The 19,276-nt window shown below is 73.5% G+C and carries 23 protein-coding genes; 11 read left to right on the forward strand and 12 right to left on the reverse strand.

Annotated features, from left to right (window positions below; translation table 11 throughout):
- Nucleotides 1-5: 5 nt before the first annotated feature.
- On the reverse strand, nucleotides 6-389 hold the full coding sequence (locus ACN27D_RS16055) for a DUF6223 family protein (RefSeq protein WP_120572149.1): 384 nt from the start codon (nucleotides 387-389) through the stop codon (nucleotides 6-8).
- Between the two features lie 183 nt (nucleotides 390-572).
- On the opposite strand from ACN27D_RS16055, the gene ACN27D_RS16060 reads away from it, so the two are divergent.
- The gene (locus ACN27D_RS16060; protein ID WP_120574039.1) at nucleotides 573-872 is read left to right on the forward strand and encodes a hypothetical protein; all 300 of its coding nucleotides are present in this window, start codon (nucleotides 573-575) and stop codon (nucleotides 870-872) included.
- 36 nt (nucleotides 873-908) lie between these two features.
- Nucleotides 909-1,991 (forward strand): NAD-dependent epimerase/dehydratase family protein, encoded by a 1,083-nt coding sequence (locus ACN27D_RS16065; protein WP_120572148.1) that lies wholly within the window; start codon nucleotides 909-911, stop codon nucleotides 1,989-1,991.
- A 389-nt stretch (nucleotides 1,992-2,380) separates the two neighbouring features.
- Here the strand turns inward: ACN27D_RS16065 and ACN27D_RS16070 are convergent, their stop codons facing one another.
- From ACN27D_RS16070 to ACN27D_RS16090, 5 genes are all read right to left on the reverse strand, one after another.
- Nucleotides 2,381-3,529 (reverse strand): hypothetical protein, encoded by a 1,149-nt coding sequence (locus tag ACN27D_RS16070; protein WP_358171381.1) that lies wholly within the window; start codon nucleotides 3,527-3,529, stop codon nucleotides 2,381-2,383.
- A gap of 139 nt (nucleotides 3,530-3,668) precedes the next feature.
- Nucleotides 3,669-4,418 carry a ZIP family metal transporter gene (locus tag ACN27D_RS16075; protein WP_120572146.1) on the reverse strand — a complete coding sequence of 250 codons (750 nt, stop codon included), beginning with the start codon at nucleotides 4,416-4,418 and terminating at the stop codon, nucleotides 3,669-3,671.
- A gap of 39 nt (nucleotides 4,419-4,457) precedes the next feature.
- Nucleotides 4,458-5,657, reverse strand: coding sequence for a GNAT family N-acetyltransferase (locus ACN27D_RS16080; RefSeq protein WP_421499398.1), 1,200 nt, complete (start codon nucleotides 5,655-5,657; stop codon nucleotides 4,458-4,460).
- Nucleotides 5,658-5,709: 52 nt separating this feature from the next.
- Nucleotides 5,710-6,429 carry a PP2C family protein-serine/threonine phosphatase gene (locus tag ACN27D_RS16085; protein WP_099162983.1) on the reverse strand — a complete coding sequence of 240 codons (720 nt, stop codon included), beginning with the start codon at nucleotides 6,427-6,429 and terminating at the stop codon, nucleotides 5,710-5,712.
- 93 nt (nucleotides 6,430-6,522) lie between these two features.
- Nucleotides 6,523-7,086: a helix-turn-helix domain-containing protein gene (locus ACN27D_RS16090; protein ID WP_120572144.1), complete on the reverse strand. Its 564-nt coding sequence runs from the start codon at nucleotides 7,084-7,086 to the stop codon at nucleotides 6,523-6,525.
- 58 nt (nucleotides 7,087-7,144) lie between these two features.
- Here ACN27D_RS16090 and ACN27D_RS16095 point away from each other — a divergent pair, with 58 nt between their 5' ends.
- Nucleotides 7,145-8,356 (forward strand): benzoate/H(+) symporter BenE family transporter, encoded by a 1,212-nt coding sequence (locus ACN27D_RS16095; protein ID WP_358171030.1) that lies wholly within the window; start codon nucleotides 7,145-7,147, stop codon nucleotides 8,354-8,356.
- A gap of 66 nt (nucleotides 8,357-8,422) precedes the next feature.
- On the opposite strand, the gene ACN27D_RS16100 is transcribed toward ACN27D_RS16095, so the two are convergent.
- From ACN27D_RS16100 to ACN27D_RS16120, 5 genes are all read right to left on the reverse strand, one after another.
- The gene (locus tag ACN27D_RS16100) at nucleotides 8,423-9,148 is read right to left on the reverse strand and encodes a DUF3800 domain-containing protein (RefSeq protein WP_349879498.1); all 726 of its coding nucleotides are present in this window, start codon (nucleotides 9,146-9,148) and stop codon (nucleotides 8,423-8,425) included.
- Nucleotides 9,149-9,227: 79 nt separating this feature from the next.
- Nucleotides 9,228-9,593, reverse strand: a complete 366-nt coding sequence (locus tag ACN27D_RS16105; RefSeq protein WP_357823109.1) for a hypothetical protein — start codon at nucleotides 9,591-9,593, stop codon at nucleotides 9,228-9,230.
- Nucleotides 9,594-9,622: 29 nt separating this feature from the next.
- Nucleotides 9,623-9,871, reverse strand: a complete 249-nt coding sequence (locus tag ACN27D_RS16110; protein ID WP_121684401.1) for a hypothetical protein — start codon at nucleotides 9,869-9,871, stop codon at nucleotides 9,623-9,625.
- A 78-nt stretch (nucleotides 9,872-9,949) separates the two neighbouring features.
- Nucleotides 9,950-10,420 carry a large conductance mechanosensitive channel protein MscL gene (gene mscL, locus ACN27D_RS16115; protein WP_013283518.1) on the reverse strand — a complete coding sequence of 157 codons (471 nt, stop codon included), beginning with the start codon at nucleotides 10,418-10,420 and terminating at the stop codon, nucleotides 9,950-9,952.
- Nucleotides 10,421-10,460: 40 nt separating this feature from the next.
- Complete coding sequence (locus ACN27D_RS16120; RefSeq protein ID WP_358171032.1) at nucleotides 10,461-11,144, reverse strand: FadR/GntR family transcriptional regulator; 684 nt, start codon at nucleotides 11,142-11,144, stop codon at nucleotides 10,461-10,463.
- Nucleotides 11,145-11,193: 49 nt separating this feature from the next.
- Here ACN27D_RS16120 and ACN27D_RS16125 point away from each other — a divergent pair, with 49 nt between their 5' ends.
- Nucleotides 11,194-12,462, forward strand: coding sequence for an MFS transporter (locus ACN27D_RS16125; RefSeq protein ID WP_358171033.1), 1,269 nt, complete (start codon nucleotides 11,194-11,196; stop codon nucleotides 12,460-12,462).
- 10 nt (nucleotides 12,463-12,472) lie between these two features.
- On the opposite strand, the gene ACN27D_RS16130 is transcribed toward ACN27D_RS16125, so the two are convergent.
- Nucleotides 12,473-12,829 (reverse strand): STAS domain-containing protein, encoded by a 357-nt coding sequence (locus ACN27D_RS16130; RefSeq protein ID WP_091414301.1) that lies wholly within the window; start codon nucleotides 12,827-12,829, stop codon nucleotides 12,473-12,475.
- Between the two features lie 159 nt (nucleotides 12,830-12,988).
- On the opposite strand from ACN27D_RS16130, the gene ACN27D_RS16135 reads away from it, so the two are divergent.
- From ACN27D_RS16135 to ACN27D_RS16165, 7 genes are all read left to right on the forward strand, one after another.
- Complete coding sequence (locus tag ACN27D_RS16135) at nucleotides 12,989-13,849, forward strand: STAS domain-containing protein (protein WP_357898176.1); 861 nt, start codon at nucleotides 12,989-12,991, stop codon at nucleotides 13,847-13,849.
- Nucleotides 13,849-14,259, forward strand: a complete 411-nt coding sequence (locus tag ACN27D_RS16140) for an STAS domain-containing protein (RefSeq protein ID WP_421499399.1) — start codon at nucleotides 13,849-13,851, stop codon at nucleotides 14,257-14,259. Before ACN27D_RS16135 ends, ACN27D_RS16140 begins: the two co-directional genes overlap by 1 nt.
- Nucleotides 14,256-14,675, forward strand: coding sequence for an ATP-binding protein (locus tag ACN27D_RS16145; RefSeq protein ID WP_121684395.1), 420 nt, complete (start codon nucleotides 14,256-14,258; stop codon nucleotides 14,673-14,675). Before ACN27D_RS16140 ends, ACN27D_RS16145 begins: the two co-directional genes overlap by 4 nt.
- Nucleotides 14,672-15,685 (forward strand): ATP-binding SpoIIE family protein phosphatase, encoded by a 1,014-nt coding sequence (locus ACN27D_RS16150; protein WP_358171383.1) that lies wholly within the window; start codon nucleotides 14,672-14,674, stop codon nucleotides 15,683-15,685. Before ACN27D_RS16145 ends, ACN27D_RS16150 begins: the two co-directional genes overlap by 4 nt.
- On the forward strand, nucleotides 15,682-17,028 hold the full coding sequence (locus ACN27D_RS16155) for an ATP-binding protein (protein ID WP_421499400.1): 1,347 nt from the start codon (nucleotides 15,682-15,684) through the stop codon (nucleotides 17,026-17,028). Before ACN27D_RS16150 ends, ACN27D_RS16155 begins: the two co-directional genes overlap by 4 nt.
- A gap of 2 nt (nucleotides 17,029-17,030) precedes the next feature.
- Nucleotides 17,031-18,569: a SpoIIE family protein phosphatase gene (locus ACN27D_RS16160; protein WP_358171035.1), complete on the forward strand. Its 1,539-nt coding sequence runs from the start codon at nucleotides 17,031-17,033 to the stop codon at nucleotides 18,567-18,569.
- 98 nt (nucleotides 18,570-18,667) lie between these two features.
- Nucleotides 18,668-19,234 carry a TIGR03086 family metal-binding protein gene (locus tag ACN27D_RS16165; protein ID WP_030273517.1) on the forward strand — a complete coding sequence of 189 codons (567 nt, stop codon included), beginning with the start codon at nucleotides 18,668-18,670 and terminating at the stop codon, nucleotides 19,232-19,234.
- Nucleotides 19,235-19,276: the final 42 nt, after the last annotated feature.

The following is a 19,276-nucleotide window of genomic DNA, read 5'->3' on the forward strand; positions in this document are numbered from 1 at the left end:
ACCGGTCAGGCGGTACGCCGGGAACGGGCCAGCGCCAGCCCGCCCAGCACCGCGCCGATCAGCCCGAACGCCACCCCGGCGACCGCACCTGCGCGTCCCTGACCGCTGCCGAGACCCTCGGTGGTCAGCGCCAGATGCCACGCGCTGAGGACCAGGCTGACCAGGCCGGCCGCGGCCGCCACGAGGGCCTGGATCCGCCCCTCGCCCGGCCCGCGGCGGGAGCGGCTGAGTGCCAGCCCGCCAACGACCACGCTCGCCAGGCCCACCACGGCGATGACTGTGGCGCCGGCCCGGCCGGAGCCGCCGATGCCCCCGGCGGCGAGCGAGGCGTGCGCGGCCGGGGCGAACTCTCCGACGACAGTGGTGGCGAGCAGGTGACGGATGGACATTCTGGGACTCCCTGGGGTTGCGGCAAGTGGTGACGGCGGCAGCGTATGGACGCGCATCGCCGCCGGTCGTCGCCCCGGAGTCGTCGATCGGGCTACCACCATGGGAGTACGCGCTCCGCCCGCGTACCCCAGGGGTTGTCGCCGCCAGGCGTGAACGGCGGCGGCCGGGGAACCTGGGCGACCATGCGAGTCACGACCACCGCCGCCGTGGCGGCGTCCCGCGAGGTGCCGGGCGACGACGGCGTACGCCGGCCCGGCGGTGAGGTGCACGCCTGGCTGCCGGGGCAGAACCAGACGCTGTGCGGGCTGCCGCTGAGCCGGACCCGGCTGCGCCGCTTCCCGCACGTGCCGTTCGACTACTCCGGTACCGACGTGCTCACCGAGGCCGACCCGGAGAGCTGGCTCTGCCCGCGCTGCCTGGCCGCCACCGCCGGTCGCCGCGAACGGGAGAAGGGCTGGGTGCGCACGAACCCCCGTCCGTGAGCGGTTGCTGCCCGGTTCAGCGGGTACGGCACGACCATGCGCATCGTGATCGTGGGGGCGACCGGCAACGTGGGGACGGCAGTGCTGCGCCGGTTGCGGCGGGAGACGGGCACCGAGCTGGTCGGCGTGGCCCGCCGGCTGCCCGGGCCGGACGCCGGTGAACCGTACGACGACGTGGAGTGGCACTCCTGCGACATCGGCGCGCCGGGTGCCGCGGACCAGCTCGTGCGGATCTTCGCCGGGGCGCGGGCGGTAGTGCACCTGGCCTGGCAGATCCAGCCCAGCCACGACCGGCGCACGCTCTACCGGACCAACGTCGGCGGCAGCCGCGCGGTGATCGAGGCCGCCGTCCGGGTCGGCGTTCCGGCCCTGGTGTACGCCTCATCGGTCGGCACGTACGCGCCCGGCCCGAAGAACCACCCGGTCAGCGAGAACTGGCCGGCGACCGGGGTGGAGACGTCGTCGTACAGCCGGGACAAGGCGGAGGTAGAGGCGCTGCTCGACGGCGTGCAGCGGGAGCACCCGAACCTGCGGGTGGTACGGCTACGGCCGGGACTGATCTTCCAGCGCGAGGCCGGTACGGAGATCAGCCGCTACTTCCTCGGCCCGCTGGTGCCCGTGCGCCTGCTGCGGTACGGCCGGATTCCGCTGGTGCCGTCGAACAAGCGACTCCGGATGCAGGCGGTGCACGCCGACGACGTGGCCGACGCGTACGCCCGGGCGGTCGTGGGGGACGCGAGCGGCGCCTTCAACGTGGCGGCCGACCCGGTGCTGACGCCGGAGCTGGTGGCCCGGCACTTCCACGGCTGGACGGTGCCGGTGGCGACTCCGGTGCTGCGCGCCGCGGCGGCGGTGACCTGGCGGGCGCGGCTGCAACCGGTCGACACCGGCTGGGTCGACCTGGCGCTGAACGTGCCGCTGATGTCGAGCCACCGCGCCGAGACCGAACTCGGCTGGACGCCGGCCGTCGACACGGTCACAGCCCTGAAGGAGCTGTTCGCCGGCATGGCCACGAGAGCGGGCACCGACTCCCCGCCGCTGTCCCCGGACCCGGCCCTCCCCGGCCGCCCGGCAGCCCTGACCCGAGGCCACCTCCCCGGCCACCCCAACCCCTACTGACCCCGCCCCACCCCGCCCTGCCCCGCCCCTCCCCGCCCTGCCCCTCCCCGCCCCGCCCTGTTGATCAAGGAGTTTGTGTCCCTCCCAGAGATCGACTAGGACGCAAACTCCTTGATCACAAAGTCAAGGGGTCACGCGCGAGGTGGGGCCGACGGGGCGGGCGCCCGTCGGGTCGGGGCCTGGCTGGTGATCATGAAGTTGGCGGGGCGACACGCCGATGACGGAACCGTCAACTTCATGATCGACGAGGCGGGGTGAGAGCGGCGCGCGCAGGCCGAGGGCTCAGGCGGCGATCATGAGGTTGGGCGCGACACGCCGACGGGGAGGCCGCCAACTTCATGATCGACGGGACGGGGCAGCGCCAAGGCGGGGCGGGAAGAGGTCGGACGTCAGGAGATCTGGGCGCCCAGGAAGAAGATGCCGGGGTGGCCCTTTGTCTCGAAGCCTCTGCTCGGGTTGCGGCGCAGCGTCGAACTGTCGATCTTCAGCGTGCCGGTGCGGTTGTTGCTGACGAAGAAGATCGCGCCGCCGCCCTCGTTCGCGCTGTTGTCCTCGATCACCGTGCCGGCGATCCGCACCGCGAACTCGTTGCCATCGCAGTAGATCGCGCCGCCACTACCGCCGCCCGGCGTTCCGCCCCGGGCCGGGTTCGCGCCGGTGCCGACCGCGCGGTTGTCCCGGAAGACGCTGTTCAGCACCGTCCAGGAGACGCCGATGCTGCTCAACGCCCCGCCGTTGGCGCACACCCCGCCAGTGAAGGTGCTGCTCACCACGTACACCGGTTTGTTCTCGAACTGGCTGAGCACGCGCAGCGCGGCGCCGCCGAGATCCGGGCCGGTACGGTCGCAGCGGTTGTCGACGAACCGTGAGTTGATTACGGCGAACCGCCCGCCGCGTACGAAGATCGCGCCGCCCCCACCGCCCTCGGTCCGCTCGCCGGTGGCGTCGCCGTCGGCGAACGTCAGGTTCTGCACGGTGAGCCGCGGGTGGTCCTGGTTCTGGCAGTGCGAGGTGGTGAAGCCCTGCGCCTGGTCGCACGTGTTCATGTAGAGGATGCGGCGCTTGCCGCCGCCGCTGAGCGTGACCTTGCCACCGCCGTCCAGTACGACGCGCGGGCCGTGCGAGTTCACCACCTTCGCGGTGGCCTTCATCGTGATGGTCACCGGCGCGGGCCCGCAGTCGAACGTGATCACACCACCGGCCGCGACGGCCTTCACGACCGCCTCCGAGGTGCAGCTCGCCGGGGTGCCGCTGCCGACGGTACGGGTCGGGCGCGAGGTGTCCACCGGACGCGCCTCGGCCGGCACGCTCGCCCGGCCGGCGGGGTTGCCGGCGCGGAACGCCACGGTGGCGGGGGTGGGGCTCGGCCGGGCGCTGCCCAGTCCGGAGCGCCCATTAGGGGTGGGCGACGGGGTGGCTGCCGGACCGGCCGACGAGCCGGCTGCGGCGGCGTCGGGCGCGGGGGCCGGATCATCGCCACAGGCGGGCAGCGTCGCCGTCGCCAGGGCGAGGACGAGCAGAGTGACAGCCGACTTCACGCGCACCGCCCGATGCTAGGAGGACCGTCCGTCCCGGCACGACCCCACAGCCGATCCTTAACCCGCCGCTAAGCCGCAGTCGGCACCTGAGCCCGCGACCGCGTGGCAGGCAGCGCCCCCCGGGCACCGCGTGCGACGGTCAGGCGTGCGACAGCGCGAACGCGACCAGGAAGCCGAGCACGGTGATCAGCCCGACCAGCAGGTGCGCGTCCGCGAACGCCTCCGGGACCATGGTGTCGGTGATCATCGCGAGGATCGCGCCGGCGGCGAGCGCGGTGATCGTCGCCAGTACCTCGGGCGGCGCGCCGCCGAGCAGCGTGTACCCGGCCAGCGACGCCGCCCCGGAGATCAACGCGATGGCCGTCCACAGCCCGAACACGTAGCGCCGGGTGCGTCCGGCCTGCCGCATGCCGGCCGCGCTGGAGAGCCCTTCCGGCACGTTGCTGAGGAACACCGCGATGACAGTGACCAGGCTGACCGGGCCGCCGGCGAGCAGGCTCGCGCCGATCACCACCGATTCGGGTACGCCGTCGAGCAGTGCACCGACCGCGATCGCCGTACCGGAGCCGGGCTGTTCCCGCTCGGAGGGCTGCTCGTCGCCGGAGCGCTTGCGGTGCCGCGCGCCGTGCCGGGCCAGCAGCACGTTCGCCCCGGTGTACGCCAGCGCGCCGGCCGCCGCGCCGATCGCCACCGGCAGCAGGCCGCCCTGCTCGTGCGCCTCGTCGATCAGCTCGAACGAGACGGCGGACAGCAGCACGCCCGCCCCGAACGCCATCACCGAGGCGGTGACCCGGCGCGGTACGCGCGCGAAGAACCCGACGGCCGCCCCGATCAGCAGGGCCGACCCGGCGAGCAGGCCCCAGAATCCCGCTTCCAGCCACTCCGGCACGCGCTGGACCCTACCCCCGGCGCGGCGCCGTCAACCGGGTCAGAAGTCGGCGAACAGGTGCGGCAGTTCACGGGGGAAGAGATGGCGCAGCTCACCGGCCGCGTCCACCGGCACCTCACCCAGCCCGCGTACGACTACCTCGGCCGGGTCGAGCACCCCGTACGCCAGGGCGGACAGCCCGGCTGCGGTGAGCCGCGCGGTCGGCACGCTGCCCTCGGCGGCGGTCTGTGCCGGCAGCACCGCGAGCTTGCCGGTGGTGCCGTCGAGCAGGTGGCGGCCGGCGAGCCAGCGGTCGCCGAACAGCTCGATCAGCACCCGGCCGACCCCGACCGGCTGGTCGGCGAGCGCGTCCAGGCTGAGCAGCCGGGCCATCGGCGCGGTCGGGTCGGGCCGGGCCACCCGCGCCTCCACCTGCACGTCGAGGTCGGTGAGCCACAGCTCGGGCAGTTCGTCGGGGGTCACCTGGACGCTGATCCGGGCCACCTGGTCGACGTGCCGGGCGAAGAACTGGAGCACCGACGCGCGGGCGTAGGCGTCGTCGACCAGCAGGTCGTCGGCGAACAGCGTGCCGGCGTGGTCGTCGATCCGGTAGGTCACCGCGCCGACCGTCTCGCCACCGCGAACCACGCTGACCAGCCAGCGGTCGTCCCGGTCGCGCAGGCCGACCGCGCGGAAGTCCGGGAAGACCGCGAAGCCGTGCCGTTCGCGCAGGCACCGCTCGGTGTACGCGCGCCACCGCGCATAACCGGCGCCGATCCGCTCCCAGACCAGCTCGTCGGGCAGCTCGGCCCGCAGCAGCGGCGCCAGGTCCGCCGGGTTGAAGACCGCGGTACGGCGCCGGGGCAGCCCGATGTAGCCGAAGCGCTCGTAGAACGAGGCGCGGAACGGGTGCAGCGCGGTGAGCTGGTGCCCCTCGTCGCGCATGCCGTCGAGGAGCTGCTGCATCAGCGTCCGCACGTGGCCGCGCCGGCGGGCCAGCGGATGGGTGGCCACGCCCGCCACACCGGCCATCGGCAGCACCGCGCCGCGCAGGTTCTGCCGCATCGGTATCGCCGACACGGCCGCCGCGGTGACCCCGTCCTCCTCGGCCACCAGCGTCGTGTTCCCGGCGTTGTACGGCAGGTACGCGCGGAACTGGTCGGTCCGGGAGGCGCCCATCGGCGAGGCCTCGAACGCGTACGCCTGGAGCGGGAAGCTGGTGGTCAGTCGTTCATCGGCGGCCAGCCGGCGGATGTGCATCCGTTCATCCCAACCGCACCCGGCGCGGTCCGCAACCGGAAAGGGCGCCCGCTCACGCCTCGGTGACGTCCGAGATGACCACAGTCACGTTGTCCGGCGCGCCGGCCTGGTGGGCCAGCTTCACCAGTTGCTCGCCGCACTGCTGGCGGTCCCCGTAGGTGGCGAGCGCCGCGGCGATGGCGGCGTCCTCCACGTAGTCGGAGAGGCCGTCGCTGCACAGCAGCAGCCGGTCGCCGGCGAACACGGTGAGCGCGCCGACGGCGGGTGGCGCGTCGGAGCCCTGCACCGCGCGGGTGACGAGCGAGCGCTGCGGGTGGTGCCGGGCCTGGTCGCGGGAGAGCGCGCCCTGGTCGACCAGCGCCTGGACGAACGTGTCGTCGCGGGTGAGCTGGGTCAGCTCGTGGTCGCGCAGCAGGTAGCAGCGGGAGTCGCCGACCTGGGCCAGGACCAGGGTGTCGCCGGCGAGCAGGGCGGCGGTGAGCGTCGTACCCATGCCGTCGCGGGCCGGGTCCACCGTGATGGCCGCGCGGATGCGTTGGTTCGCGGTGCTCACGACGGCGCGCAGCGCGTCGGCGGCCTCGTCGGCGCCGGTGGGCGGCGTCAGCTCGTCCAGGATCCGGATGACGATCTCGCTGGCCACCTCGCCGGCGGGGAGCCCGCCCATGCCGTCGGCCACCGCCACGAGGCGGTCACCGGCGAGGGCGGAGTCCTCGTTGTTGGTCCGGACGAGGCCGACGTCGTTGAGGATGGCCGAGCGGAGGATGAGCGTCATGAGGACAAGCTTGCCAAGAAGAACGGCTCCGCGTCTGCACGCGCTGGCGGGTCTGCTGAAAGAAATGTCATCAGCTTGCATCCTGGGTATGCGTCAACTGTCCAGTGTGGATGGACGAGGATAGCGCAGCAGGAGGCTCGCGTGGACCTCCTCCTCGCCCACCGCCGCGTAGGTGTGCGGCACGTCGGAGGTCCACCGCAGGTAGCCCCCGGGACCGGCGGTCAGCGGGGCGTCGACCGGCCCGGCACGGAGCACGCCGGAGAAGACCGTCACGTGTTCGGTCACACCGCTGGAGTGGGCGGGGGAGAGCTGCGCCGGGCCCGGGGTGACCCACATCCGGTACAGCTCGTAGGTCGCCTCCCGGTCGCTGAACACCTCCAGCAGCGTGCCTCCCACCGCGGCCCCGCGCAGGGTCGGCGCCTGGTCGGGCGTGGCGAGGACGGCGGTCAGCGGTACGCCGAGCTGCGCGGTGATCGCGTACAGGGTCTCCAGCCGGGGGTTGCGCACGCCGTTCTCCAGACCGGAGAGCGTGGCCTTGCCGACGCCCGCGAGGCGGGCCAGCTCGGACAGGGAGATGCCCCGCTCGGTACGGAGCGAGCGGATGCGCCGGCCGACCTCCCGGGCGCCCCGGTCATCGGCTGGTGCGGCGGCTGTCATGAGGGCTATCGTGCTACACCGTGCCGTTCCGTAAACGGAACGGTCGGAGGAGGAGAGCATGGGCGGTCGGCTCCAACCCGTCCTGGCCGGCGTGGTGACCGCCCTGGTCGGCTTCGCCAGTTCGTTCACAGTCGTCCTGGCCGGGCTGCGCGCGGTCGGCGCCGAACCGGAGCAGGCCGCCTCCGGCCTGCTCGCGCTCTGCGTCGCCAGCGGCGCCTGCGCGGTCTGGCTCGGCCTGCGGCACCGGCTGCCGCTGTCGATCGCCTGGTCCACGCCGGGCGCGGCGCTGCTGGTGGCCACCGGGCCGGTCGCCGGCGGCTGGCCCGCGGCGGTCGGCGCCTTCCTGCTCGCCGGGCTGCTGATCATCGCGGCCGGGCTGATCCCCGCGCTCGGCCGCGCGGTCGCCGCCATCCCCACCCCGATCGCCTCCGCCATGCTCGCCGGGGTGCTGCTGCCGCTGTGTACGGCGCCGGTACGCGCCCTGGTCGAGGTGCCCTTGCTGGCCGGGCCGGTGGTGCTGGTCTGGCTGCTGCTGCACCGGTTCGCCCGCCGGTGGGCGGTGCCGGGCGCGCTCGCCGTGGCGGTGGTCGCGATCGCGCTGACGACCTCCGGGCCGGCCCGGCTGGACGCCGCACCGGTCGTCGCGTTCACCGCGCCGGCCTGGACGCTGCCCGCCGTCGTCGGGCTCGCGCTGCCGCTGTTCCTGGTCACCATGGCCGCGCAGAACGTGCCCGGCACCGCGGTGCTCGCCGGGTACGGCTACCGGGCCCCGCTGGGCTCGGCGCTGCGGGTGACCGGGCTCGCCACCGCGCTCGGCGCCCCGGCGGGCGGGCACGCGGTGAACCTGGCCGCGATCACCGCCGCCCTGGCCGCCGGCCCGGACGCCCACCCGGACCCGAAACGGCGCTGGATCGCCTCGGTCACCGCCGGGATCGGCCTGGCCCTGCTCGGTTTGGGCGCCGGCGTGGCGACCGCCCTGGTGCTGCTCTCCCCACCGGTGCTGGTCGAGGCCGTCGCCGGGCTCGCCCTGCTCGGCGCGCTCGCCGGAGCCGTCACGGCGGCGGTCGCCCAGCCGGACGCGCGGGAGGCGGCGGTGGTGACGTTCGTGGTCACCGCCTCCGGGGTGACCCTGCTCGGAGTGGGCGGCGCGTTCTGGGGACTGGTCGCGGGCTGGCTGATGCTGCTGCTGTTCCGCCGCCGCGCCGCGCCCCCGCCGGTCGAGCCGCCCCAGACCGAATCCGCCCCGTCGCTTTCCGGCCGGACCGGGTGACGAACTGTTAACCTGGAGTGCGCAGGAGGCCCGTGAGGGTTCCCGCAACCGCCTTAGGGCCCGCTTTCAAGCGGGCCCTTCGTGCGTCGGCCGTCCGGTCGGATGCCAGCACCAGGAGTGGTACCGGCGCGGCTCGACCCAGGACCACAACCGCGTGTTGGTCGTCGCCTCCCGAGGGTCCGCGCCCGTCCCGCTCGCCATCCTGCGGAACAGGAAGGTGACCAGGTCGACGGCCTGCACCAGCCGGGATGCGTGCGACGGGGCGAAGTGCAGGGTGTCCACGATCCGGCTGAGCCGCCGCGAACGGTAGCCCCCGGTTCCGTCGACCCGGTAACGGGTCAGGTCCGAGCGGTGAATGGCGGGGTTGTCGACCTCGTCCGCGATCACCAGGGCCAGTTCGTCCCGCATCGCCGCGTACCCGTCCACCCGTTCCAGCAGGTGTGACAGCACCACCTCGTGAGCGGGTCGGGTGAGCCCGTAGCGCCGGGCGAGGCCGTGCCGGTCGACACCGCGCAGGATGACAGTGACGTCGTACGTGCCGATCGCCTTGAGCGCCGCGTTGTAGACGGCGATCCGGGCGCGTGGCGGCACGCCCGCCCAGGACATCCGCCCCTGGAACAGGTCGTACCCGTGGAGTTCGGCGGCTCGGTCGATGCCGTATGCCTTGGCCGCGTCCGTCATCACCTCGTCGAGCGCGGTGCTGAGCGGGATGGCCACAGCCTCCGGGACCAGAAGCGCGCCGATCCAGTACCAGCGATCGGTGTACGACTCGTCCACATAGGTCAGGAGCACCCGACGAGCGTAGGCCGCTTCCCGAGCGCGGCCGCCTCGACGCGCAGGACCGCCCAAACGGCGCATTCGACCCTGGGCGTCACTCCTCGGCGGGTAGCTCCGTGACCGGGACGGTGAGGCGTACCGCGCCGTCGCTCACCGCGGCGATCCGGCCGGCCGGCACGTAGACCGCGCCGGTGCGGACCAGCTCGGTGGAGACCTTGAGGTAGCCGTCGCGCAGCAGCCGGGCCGCCAGGTCGGCCGGAACGTCCGGCTCCTCGGCCGCGGCCGACTCGATCAGCTCGTCCAGGCTGCTGCCCGGGTCGACAGGGGCGGGCGCCTGCACGGTCACCGCGGCCGGGTCGCCGCGCTGCACGAGATCGACTGTGCCCACCTCGACGCCCGCGGAGTCGACCACACGCATGCCGGTGGTGACCCGGGAGACGGTGTCCTGCTGCTGGCTCATGCAGCAGCGGTTCCCGGGGCGCGCGGGCGCTAAACGGAGGGGGCCCAGCCGCCCGGCGGGCGGGGGGACAGCTCGCGCCAGGTGTCGGTGCCGTCCAGCAGCGCCCGGATCGTCTCCTCGGCCTCCTCGACGCTGGCGTGCTCGTAGAACCGGGAGACCCCCTCGGCGCCGCCGGCCCGCTGCTCCACGTGCCAGCGGTCGCCGTCCACCCGGAGGAAGACGTCACGCCGGGCGAGCCGTCCCCATTTCCCGTTCCACCAGTGCCTACGCTGCTCCATGCCCGGACTCTATCGAACATGTGTTCGATACACGTCGGCCCCCGCGAGATCGTTGCGGGGGCCGATCGGCTATGGCGTTCAGCGCGGCGCGGGCGGCTCCTGCCGGCGGCCGAGCACGTCGTCCAGGGCGCTGCGCTGGCCGGGCGTGCCGTGGTTGCCGGCGAGCAACGCGTCACGGATCTCGGTGAGCAGCTTGACCTCCTCGCTCGGGGCCGACGGCGGCGGCTCCTCGCCGCGCTTGCGCCGCTCGGCGAGCCTGTTCATCGGGTAGACGACGAGGAAGTACAGCGCCGCCGCGGTGAGCACGAACGTGATCGCCGCGTTGACGAAGGCCACCCAGTCGAACGGGATGCCCCGGAACTTGGGCGTCGAGCCGCTGAGGCCGTCCTTGCTGCCGGTGATCAGCGCGATGAACACGCGTACCAGCGGTTCCAGGAACGACTTGGTGAGCTGGGTCACCACGCCGGTGAACGCGGCGCCGATGACGACACCGACCGCCAGGTCGACGACGTTGCCGCGCATGATGAAGTCTTTGAAGCCCTTGAGCATCCGTACTCCCGTGCCCTGATGAGTCTGCGTCGGGGACAACCTATGCCCAGGCGGGCCCTTCGAGAAAAGCACCGGCCTCGATCGCCGCCCGCTGCGGGTCGCCGGCCCGGATCGCCTCGACCAGCCGACTGTGATCCACGTACCGCTCGGGGGTCAGCGCCTCGCCCATCGCCTGGGCCACCGTGCTGCGCAGCGCGGCGCCGACCGAGGCGTACAGCTCGGCGAGCATGGCGTTGTGCGCGGCGGCCACCACGACCGTGTGCAGCGCGGCGTCCGCCTCGACGAACTCGTCCACCCGGCCGCCGCGCCACGCGGCCTCGCGGGCCGCGAGCGCGCCGTCGAGCGCCGCCAGATCCTCGGGGGTACGCCTCAGCGCGGCGAGCCGGGCGGCCTCGACCTCGAACGCGCGCCGGACCTCGATCACCTCGGTCATCCGGTCGTCGGTGAGCCGGCGGGCCACCACCGGCGCCAGCTCGTCGGTCGACACCACGTAGGTGCCGGAGCCCTGCCGGCACTCCAGCACCCCGGCGTGCGCGAGCGCCCGGACCGCCTCGCGGACCGTGTTCCGCCCCACGCCGAGCGCGGCGACCAGTTGCGGTTCGGTGGGGATGCGCCCGCCCACCGGCCACTCGCCGCCGAGGATCCGTTCCCGGAGCTGCTCGATCGTCTGCCGGACCCGGTGACCGCGCGGAGGCGCGGCGACGGAATCCCGGGCGGGTGTCACCGGTTACACCTCGTGCCGAAATTCATCCCATGATTGTAGGTTCGAGGTCATGACTCCGCCACCTGCGCCCGCCGCGACAGTGCCCGCACCGGGCGTCACCCCCGCGGCCGGGCCCGCCCCGGCCGCCGGCCCGGTCCGGGGCGGCCTGCTCGTCCTGGCCGGGATGCTGCTCGTCGCGCTGAACCTGCGGGCCGCGGTGACCAGCCTCGGCGCGCTGCTCGACGAGATCCGGGTCGGGCTGGGCCTCTCCGGCGCGATGGCCGGCCTGGTCACCACGCTGCCCACGATCGCGTTCGCCGGGCTGGGCGCGCTCACCCCGTGGCTGGTCCGCCGCTGGGCCGCACCCCGGGTGCTGGTGCTGGCCATGCTGGCGCTCACCGTCGGGCAGGTGCTGCGCGCGGTCACCGGCTCGGCGGCGATCTTCGTGCTCACCAGCGCGCTCGCGCTCGCCGGCATCGCGGTGGCGAACATCCTGCTGCCGATGCTCGTCAAGCAGCACTTCCCGCACCGCACCGGACTGGTCACCGGGGCGTACACGATGGCCCTGACGGTGGGCACGACGGTGGCCGCGGCGGCCGCCGTGCCGGTGGCGCACGCGTTCGGCTCGTGGCGGGCCGGACTCGGCGTCTGGGCCGGGCTGGCCGCGCTGGCCGTACTCCCGTGGGTGCCGCTGGCGCTGCGGGCCCGCGCCGCGCGACGGGCTGGGCCCCCGGCGGTGGCGGTCGCCGCCCCGGCCCGGGTGCAACCGGCCCGGACCCGGCTCGGCTGGGCCATGGCGGTCTACTTCGGGGCGCAGTCGCTCAGCGGGTACGCGATCATGGGCTGGCTGGCCCAGCTCTTCCGGGACGCCGGATACCGGCCGGAGGCAGCCGGGCTGCTGCTCGCCGGCGTGACCGCGCTGGGCGTGCCGGTGGCGCTGATGATGCCGGCGTTCGCCGGCCGGCTGGCCACGCTCCGGCCGCTGGTGCTGTCACTGACCGTGTTCTCCGCCGCCGCGTACACCGGTCTGGCGCTGGCCCCGCACGGCCTGGCGCCGCTGTGGGTGCTGCTGCTCGCGCTCGGCCAGGGCGCGTTCCCGCTCATCCTGACCACGATCGGGCTACGTGCCCGGACCGCCGAGGGCACCGTGGCGCTGTCCGCGTTCGCGCAGAGCACCGGGTACGTGATCGCGGCGCTCGGACCGCTGCTGGTGGGCATCCTCTACGAGGCGACCGGCGGCTGGACCGCCCCGATCGGCTTCCTGCTGGTGGCGCTGGCCGTGCAGACGGCGGCGGGCATGGTGATCGCTCGTCCCCGCTACATCGAGGACGAGCGCTGAGCCGGATCGGTCAGGAGGAGGCCGGGGTGGGGTCGCCCGCGACGGCCTGCTCCACGGTCGGGTACGTGTGCAGCACCTCGACCAGCCCGCTGACCTCGAGGATGCGCAGCACGCCGCGCTGCGGGGCGGCCAGCCGGACGACGCCGCCGGCCTCGTCGCAGTTGTTCTTCGCCCGGACGAACACGGACAGACCGGTGGAGTCGCAGAACGACACCTCGGCCAGGTCGAAGACGAGGCGGTTGCGCCCCTTGTCCAGCAGATCCGTGATCTGGTCCTGCAGCTGCGGTGCCGTGGCCATGTCCAGCTCGCCCGCGACCGACACGACGACCACGTCGCCGCGCTGTTCCGTGTGCACCGTCAAGGACATACGTCGACCTCCTGTGTTCGGGGAAACGGTATCCCACGATGGGCGCGCCGCGCAGAACGGGAGCGGTCACGGGTGCGGCCGATCATTCTTTGCTCCGCGACAAGTACCGCGTCAGCCTCCGGTGATAGAGTCCGCCCGTCCAAATCAGGGAGGTCAACCATGGCGTTGAGCGCCGAACAGGGTGATCGGCTCGCCCACCTGCTCACCGAGCACGCGGAGCGGTTGACCAGTCGCTGGACCGAGATCGTCGCCGCTTCGCTGCGTGGTCGTCTGAGCCGCGCCGAGCTGGCTCGCCAGATGCAGGAGCTGCACCGCGCGCTGGTCGATGCCGGTCGGCACGGCGTCTCCGACCTGGCCGGCGAGCACGGCGGTGAGCTGCGTGCCGTGCTGTCCGAGCTGTCCACGAACCGGGCCCGCCAGGGGTTCTCCGCGACCGAGACCGCGATCAGCGTCTTCGCGTTGAAGGAAGCCCTGCTGGAGCTGATGGAGGAGGAGAAGGGTGACGACACTCTGCGTGACTTCGTCGCCTACTCCGCGCTCATCGACCAGATGGGCCTGTTCACCTTCGAGACGTTCGTCCGGGCCCGCGAGAGCCTGATCGCCGACCAGGCGGAGCAGCTGCTGGAACTCTCCACCCCGGTGGTCAAGCTCTGGGAGGGCGTGGTCGCCGTCCCGCTGGTCGGGACGCTGGACTCGGCCCGCGCCCAGGTGGTGATGGAGCGGCTGCTCCAGACGCTCGTCGACACCGGCTCGCCGTACGCGATCATCGACATCACCGGCGTGCCGGCGGTGGACACGCAGGTCGCGCAGCACATCCTCAAGACCGTGGTGGCCGCCCGGCTGATGGGCGCCGACTGCATCATCTCCGGCATCCGCCCGCAGATCGCCCAGACGATCGTGGCCCTCGGCATCGAGTTCGGTGACATCGCCACCAAGGCGAGCCTCGCCGACGCGCTGCGCCACGTGCTGCGCCTGACCGGCGTCGAGACCACCGCTCGCCGCCCGCGCCGGGAGTCCTGATGGAACGGGTGCCGATCCTCAAGATCGGCGACATCCTGCTGGTCTCCATCCAGGTCGACATGTCCGACCAGACGGCGATCCAGTTGCAGGACGACCTCGCCGAGCGGATCGTCGCCACCGGCTGCCACGGCGTGATCATCGACATCACGGCGCTGGACATCGTCGACTCCTTCGTAGGCCGGATGCTGTCCACCATCGCGTCCATCTCGAAGGTGCTGGACGCCGAGACCGTGGTGGTCGGCATGCGCCCGGCCGTCGCCATCACGCTGGTCGAGCTGGGGCTGTCGCTCAACGGCATCCGTACCGCGCTGAACGTCGAGCGCGGCATGGAGCTGATCGCGGCCAGCCGCGCCGACGAGTGGGACGAGACGGCCGACGACGGGGACACCGAGACGACGGCGACGGCATGACCACGGGCGTCGACCTGGGTGTGCCGGCGACCCAGGCGATCCGCAGCGACGAGGACGTGGTGCGGGTCCGGCAGTTGGTGCGTACCACGGCCGTCGCGGTCCGGCTCTCCCTGGTCGACCAGACGAAGCTCGTCACCGCCGCCAGCGAGCTGGCCCGCAACACGCTGATCTACGGCGGTGGGGGCAGCGCCGAGGTGAGCACCGTGTCCGACGGCCGCCGCCGCGGCGTGCGGATCGTCTTCGCCGACGAGGGGCCGGGCATCCCCGACCTCGACCTGGCGCTCACCGACGGCTACACCACCGGTGGCGGGCTGGGTTTGGGACTGAGCGGCGCCCGCCGGCTCGTCGACGACTTCGACATCCGGACGGCTGTCGGTGAAGGGACGCGGATCACCGTCACCAAGTGGTCGCGATGACCGCCGAGGTGGTGCCCGACCACGGCATCTGGTTCCGGGTCGACACCGGCGCGACCGCCGGCAGCGTACGCCGGGCGGCCGAGCGTCTCGGCCGGCAGCTCGAACTGAGCGCGTCGCGCGTCGCGGACCTGGCGATCGTCACCGCCGAGATCACCAGCAACCTGGTCAAGCACGCCCGCGAGGGCACGCTCCTGATGCGCCCGGCGCGCCGGGGCGGGCAGGCCGGCGTGGAACTGGTGGCGATCGACTCCGGCCCCGGCATGGCCGACCTGACGCTCTCCTCCGTCGACGGCCACTCCACCGCCGGCACGCTCGGCATCGGGCTCGGCGCGATCGCCCGGCAGTCGAGCCGGTTCGACGGCTACTCGGCGCCCGGCCGCGGCACGGTCCTCGTCGTCCAGGTCTGGGACGCCGCACCGCCGGAGCCGGACTGGGCGGCCGGACTGGCCCGGCCGATCACCGGCGAGCAGAGCAGCGGCGACGGGTACGCGGTCCGCCGGCTCGGCAGCCGGCGGCAGGTGCTGGTCTCCGACGGGCTGGGCCACGGACCGCTCGCCGCCGCCGCGACCGGTGCCGCCGTGTCCGCGTTCCGCTCCGCGCCGGACGGGCCGCCGGACGTCGTGGTGCGGCACCTGCACGCCGCCATCTCGCACACCCGGGGCGCCGCGCTCGCGGTGGCGGAGCCGGATCCGGCCGCCGGAGTGCTCCGCTACGCAGGGCTCGGCAACATCGCCGCGATGATCGTCGCGCCGGGCGAGCGGCGGCGCGGGCTGGTCTCGCTGCCGGGCATCGCCGGGCACCAGCGTCCGGTGATCCGCGGGTACGACTACCCCTTCTCGCGCGACGCCACCCTGGTCATGCACAGTGACGGGGTGGTGGATCGCTGGGATCTCGACGACTATCCCGGGCTGGCCGGGCGCAACCCGTTGCTGGCCGCCGCGACGCTGCTGCGCGACGCCGGCACCCGCCGCGACGACGCCTGCGTCCTGGTGGCCCGGGAGGCGGCATGAGTGAGCCGCTCCTGCACCTCGCGCTCCGGGTCGAGCAGGACATCTTCCTGGTCCGGCAGCGTGGCCGGGAGGTGGCCGCGGCGGTCGGGCTGGAACACCAGGACCAGGTACGGATCGCCACCGCGCTGAGCGAGGTGGCCCGGGAGCTGTTGCGCGGGGTCGACGGCGCGGACGTGACGTTCGCCCTCGACCGGGACGCCGTGGGCCGCCGGGTGCTCCAGGTCGACCTGTCACCGCTGCGTCCGCTGCCCGGCGGCCGGTACGAGCCGCAGTCCGGCGGCGTCGCGCGTCTGGTGGACACGTTGCGGGTCGTGGCCGTCGAGGGCGATACCGTCGTGAGGATGTCCAGACGGGTGCCCGACCACGCCGAGGAGCTGACGCCGGAACGCGCCGGCCGGCTCCGTGCCGAGCTGGCCGAGCGCGCTCCGGGCTCCGCGCTGGACGAGCTGGCGGCACAGAACTCCCAGCTCATCGCCGCCCTCGACGAGGTGCGCAGTCAGCGCGACGAACTGGCCGTGCTCAACTCGGAGCTCCAGGAGACCAACCAGGGCGTGATGGCGCTCTACAACCAGCTCACCGAGGAGCTGGAGGAGACCAACCGGGGTGTGGTGGCGCTCTACGCCGAGCTGGAGGAGAAGTCCGCCCAGCTTCGCGCCGCGAGCGAGTCGAAGAGCCGGTTCCTGGCCAACGTCAGCCACGAGCTGCGCGCGCCGGTGACCGCGATCATCGGTCTGGCCCGGCTGCTGGCCGACTCCGCCTCCGACCCGCTCACCAGCGAGCAGGCCCGCCAGGTGGGGCTGATCCGCTCCTCGGCGGGCGACCTGCTGGGGCTGGTCAACGAGCTGCTCGACCTGGCGAAGGCGGAGTCGGGGCGGATCGAGCCGGACTGGTCCGAGGTCGACCTGCGCGCGGTGTTCGGGCAGCTGCGCGGCACGCTGCGGGCGCTCACCACGCGCTCCGAGGTGGAGCTGGTGGTCGAGGAGCCGCCGGCCCCGGCGACGCTCCGCTCGGACGAGGTGCTGCTCGCCCAGGTGCTGCGCAACCTGCTGCACAACGGCCTGAAGTTCACCGAGCGCGGCGAGGTGCGCCTGCGCGCCGAGCGCCGTGGCGAGCAGTGGACGCTGTCGGTCACCGACACCGGCGTGGGCATCCCGCCGGAGCTGCACGAACGGGTCTTCGAGGAGTTCTACCAGGTGCCCGGCACGACCCGGGTCGGTGGCACCGGGCTCGGCCTGCCGTACGCGCGGCGGCTGATCACGCTGCTCGGCGGGACGCTGGAGCTGACCAGCGAACCCGGCCGGGGCAGCACGTTCACAGTGGTCCTCCCCGCGGGCGGAGCGTGACGGTGGACAGCGGGCCGGTGACCGTGCTTGTGGTCGACGACAGCGGCCCCAAGCGATACCTGCTGGTCAACTGGCTTACTCGGGCCGGCTTCGTCACCGTCGAGGCCGAGAACGGCACGGCGGCGCTGGACCGGGTGGCCCGGGAGCACGTCGACCTCGTGGTGCTCGACGTGCGGCTGCCCGACATGAGCGGCTTCGAGGTGTGCGAGCGGATCAAGGAGGAGTACCCGTACATCCCGGTCATCCACGTCTCCGCGCACGCGGTCGACGTGGTCGACCGGGCGCAGGGTCTCACCCGGGGCGCGGACGCCTACCTGGCCGAGCCGATCGAGCCGGAGGAACTGGTCGCCACCGCCCACGCGGTGCTGCGCTACTACCAGGCCCGGCTGCGGGCCGAGCAGCTCGCCGAGCGGCTCGCCGCGCTCGCCGACGCCACTGTGGAGATGCACGCGACGCCGAACTTCGTCCGGCTGCTGGAGGCCGCCGCGAGCGGCGCGGCGCGGATCTTCAAGGCCCCGGCGGCGGTGGTCGCCGAGACGTTCGACGGGGACTGCCTGGCCGGGGTGGCGGCCGACCCGCACACGCCGGCCCGCATCGTGCCGTGGGTGGTGGACGACACCGGAGTGCCGATCGGCACCCGGGTGCGCGTCGACGAGCCGGCCAACTGGGCGGTGGCGGGCTGGCCGGACGGCGACACCGTGACGGTGGCCGCGTCCCGGCTGCGCGAGGACCGCGCCCCGCTCTACGTGGTGGTGCCGACCGCCACCCAGACCGTACGCACGCCGGTGCTGGTGCAGCTCGCCCAGGCGGTCGCCTCGGCGGTGGAGGCGCAGCGGTCCTTCGACGAGGAGCACCGGATCGCGGTGACGTTGCAGCGCAGCCTGCTGCCGCAGCGGCTGCCCGACGTGAACGGCCTGGACCTGGCCGTCCGGTACGAGCCGGCGAGCGCGCAGACCGAGGTGGGCGGCGACTTCTACGAGCTGGTGATGCTCGACGGGCACCTGCTGGTGGCGATCGGTGACGTGGCCGGGCACTCGCTGCACGCCGCCACGGTGATGGCCGAGCTGCGGCACGCGGTGCGGGCGTACGCGGTCGAGGGGCACCAGCCGGGCGTGATCCTGGACCGGGTCAACGAACTGATGCGCACCCTGCTGCCGACCGAGCTGGCCACCATCTGCGTGCTGCTGCTCCACCCGCCGACCGGGCTGGTGCGGTTGGCCAGCGCCGGGCACCTGCCGGCGTTGCTGAGCCGGGACGGGCGGGTCGAGTTCGTGACGCAGTCCGCGCCGCTGCTCGGCGTGCGCGCGCCGCGCCCGCCGGACCTGGAGTTCGTGCTGCCGGCCGGGGCGACCCTCGTGCTCTACACCGACGGGCTGATCGAGCGGCGGGACGCCACGATCGACGACGGCATGGCGGCGCTCGGGGTGGCCGCCACCCGGGTCGACGACGACCTGGACGACTTCTGCCGGCGGCTGCTCGTCGAGCTGGCGCCGCCGGAGATCCACGACGACGTCGCGGTGGTAGCGGTCCGCCGTCGCTGAGCGACCGGCGCGGTCGTCGCGGCGGCCGGCCGGTGCCGGAACCGGACCCCGCCGGTTCGTGTCCCGTTTCCTCGCGACAGTCCTCATAGGCTGGCCCGATGACTACGAAGACCAGTGAACTGCTCGCCGTCGCGGCGCCGCGTACGGCCGCGATGGTGCGCGGCGTCTCCGACGACCAGCTCGTCCTGCCCACCCCCTGTCCCGACTACACAGTGCGCGACCTGCTGGGCCACCTGTTCGACGTGGTGGTCAACTTCCAGGCGCTGGCCCGCCGGGAGGAGGTCGACTGGTCCGGCAAGACCGATCACCTGACCGACGGCTGGCGGGACCGGTTCGCGACCGAGGCGGCCCGGCTGACCGAGGCGTGGTCCGATCCGTCCACGCAGGAGGGTGTCTCGCCGGGCATGGGACTGCCGCAGGAGACGGTCGGCCTGATGGCCCTGATCGACCTCACCATCCACGGATGGGATCTGGCGCGGGCCACCGGCCAGGATCTGACCGTGGACCCCGCTGTGGTGGCGGCGGGGCACGAGTTCATGGACCGGATGGGCGACACGGGGCAGAAGATGGGCGCGTTCGGCCCGCCGGTGCCCACCGACGCGGCACCGGACAGCATGGACGCGCTGCTCGGCCGGGCCGGGCGCGACCCGGCCTGGACCCGCTGAATCCGAACGGCCCGCGTGGTACGCCGCGCGGGCCGTTCTTGA

It is taken from the genome of Micromonospora sp. WMMD1274, from assembly GCF_049179035.1.
Lineage (GTDB): Bacteria > Actinomycetota > Actinomycetes > Mycobacteriales > Micromonosporaceae > Micromonospora > Micromonospora tulbaghiae.

What these genes read in the sequence shown, in the direction of transcription:
- ACN27D_RS16055 (WP_120572149.1), bottom strand. Translation starts at nt 389, where the DNA reads ATGTCCATCCGTCACCTGCTCGCCACCACTGTCGTCGGAGAGTTCGCC.
- ACN27D_RS16060 (WP_120574039.1), top strand. Translation starts at nt 573, where the DNA reads ATGCGAGTCACGACCACCGCCGCCGTGGCGGCGTCCCGCGAGGTGCCG.
- ACN27D_RS16065 (WP_120572148.1), top strand. Translation starts at nt 909, where the DNA reads ATGCGCATCGTGATCGTGGGGGCGACCGGCAACGTGGGGACGGCAGTG.
- ACN27D_RS16080 (WP_421499398.1), bottom strand. Translation starts at nt 5,657, where the DNA reads ATGCACATCCGCCGGCTGGCCGCCGATGAACGACTGACCACCAGCTTC.
- ACN27D_RS16085 (WP_099162983.1), bottom strand. Translation starts at nt 6,429, where the DNA reads ATGACGCTCATCCTCCGCTCGGCCATCCTCAACGACGTCGGCCTCGTC.
- ACN27D_RS16090 (WP_120572144.1), bottom strand. Translation starts at nt 7,086, where the DNA reads ATGACAGCCGCCGCACCAGCCGATGACCGGGGCGCCCGGGAGGTCGGC.
- ACN27D_RS16095 (WP_358171030.1), top strand. Translation starts at nt 7,145, where the DNA reads ATGGGCGGTCGGCTCCAACCCGTCCTGGCCGGCGTGGTGACCGCCCTG.
- ACN27D_RS16105 (WP_357823109.1), bottom strand. Translation starts at nt 9,593, where the DNA reads ATGAGCCAGCAGCAGGACACCGTCTCCCGGGTCACCACCGGCATGCGT.
- ACN27D_RS16110 (WP_121684401.1), bottom strand. Translation starts at nt 9,871, where the DNA reads ATGGAGCAGCGTAGGCACTGGTGGAACGGGAAATGGGGACGGCTCGCC.
- mscL (WP_013283518.1), bottom strand. Translation starts at nt 10,420, where the DNA reads ATGCTCAAGGGCTTCAAAGACTTCATCATGCGCGGCAACGTCGTCGAC.
- ACN27D_RS16125 (WP_358171033.1), top strand. Translation starts at nt 11,194, where the DNA reads ATGACTCCGCCACCTGCGCCCGCCGCGACAGTGCCCGCACCGGGCGTC.
- ACN27D_RS16130 (WP_091414301.1), bottom strand. Translation starts at nt 12,829, where the DNA reads ATGTCCTTGACGGTGCACACGGAACAGCGCGGCGACGTGGTCGTCGTG.
- ACN27D_RS16135 (WP_357898176.1), top strand. Translation starts at nt 12,989, where the DNA reads ATGGCGTTGAGCGCCGAACAGGGTGATCGGCTCGCCCACCTGCTCACC.
- ACN27D_RS16140 (WP_421499399.1), top strand. Translation starts at nt 13,849, where the DNA reads ATGGAACGGGTGCCGATCCTCAAGATCGGCGACATCCTGCTGGTCTCC.
- ACN27D_RS16145 (WP_121684395.1), top strand. Translation starts at nt 14,256, where the DNA reads ATGACCACGGGCGTCGACCTGGGTGTGCCGGCGACCCAGGCGATCCGC.
- ACN27D_RS16150 (WP_358171383.1), top strand. Translation starts at nt 14,672, where the DNA reads ATGACCGCCGAGGTGGTGCCCGACCACGGCATCTGGTTCCGGGTCGAC.
- ACN27D_RS16155 (WP_421499400.1), top strand. Translation starts at nt 15,682, where the DNA reads ATGAGTGAGCCGCTCCTGCACCTCGCGCTCCGGGTCGAGCAGGACATC.
- ACN27D_RS16165 (WP_030273517.1), top strand. Translation starts at nt 18,668, where the DNA reads ATGACTACGAAGACCAGTGAACTGCTCGCCGTCGCGGCGCCGCGTACG.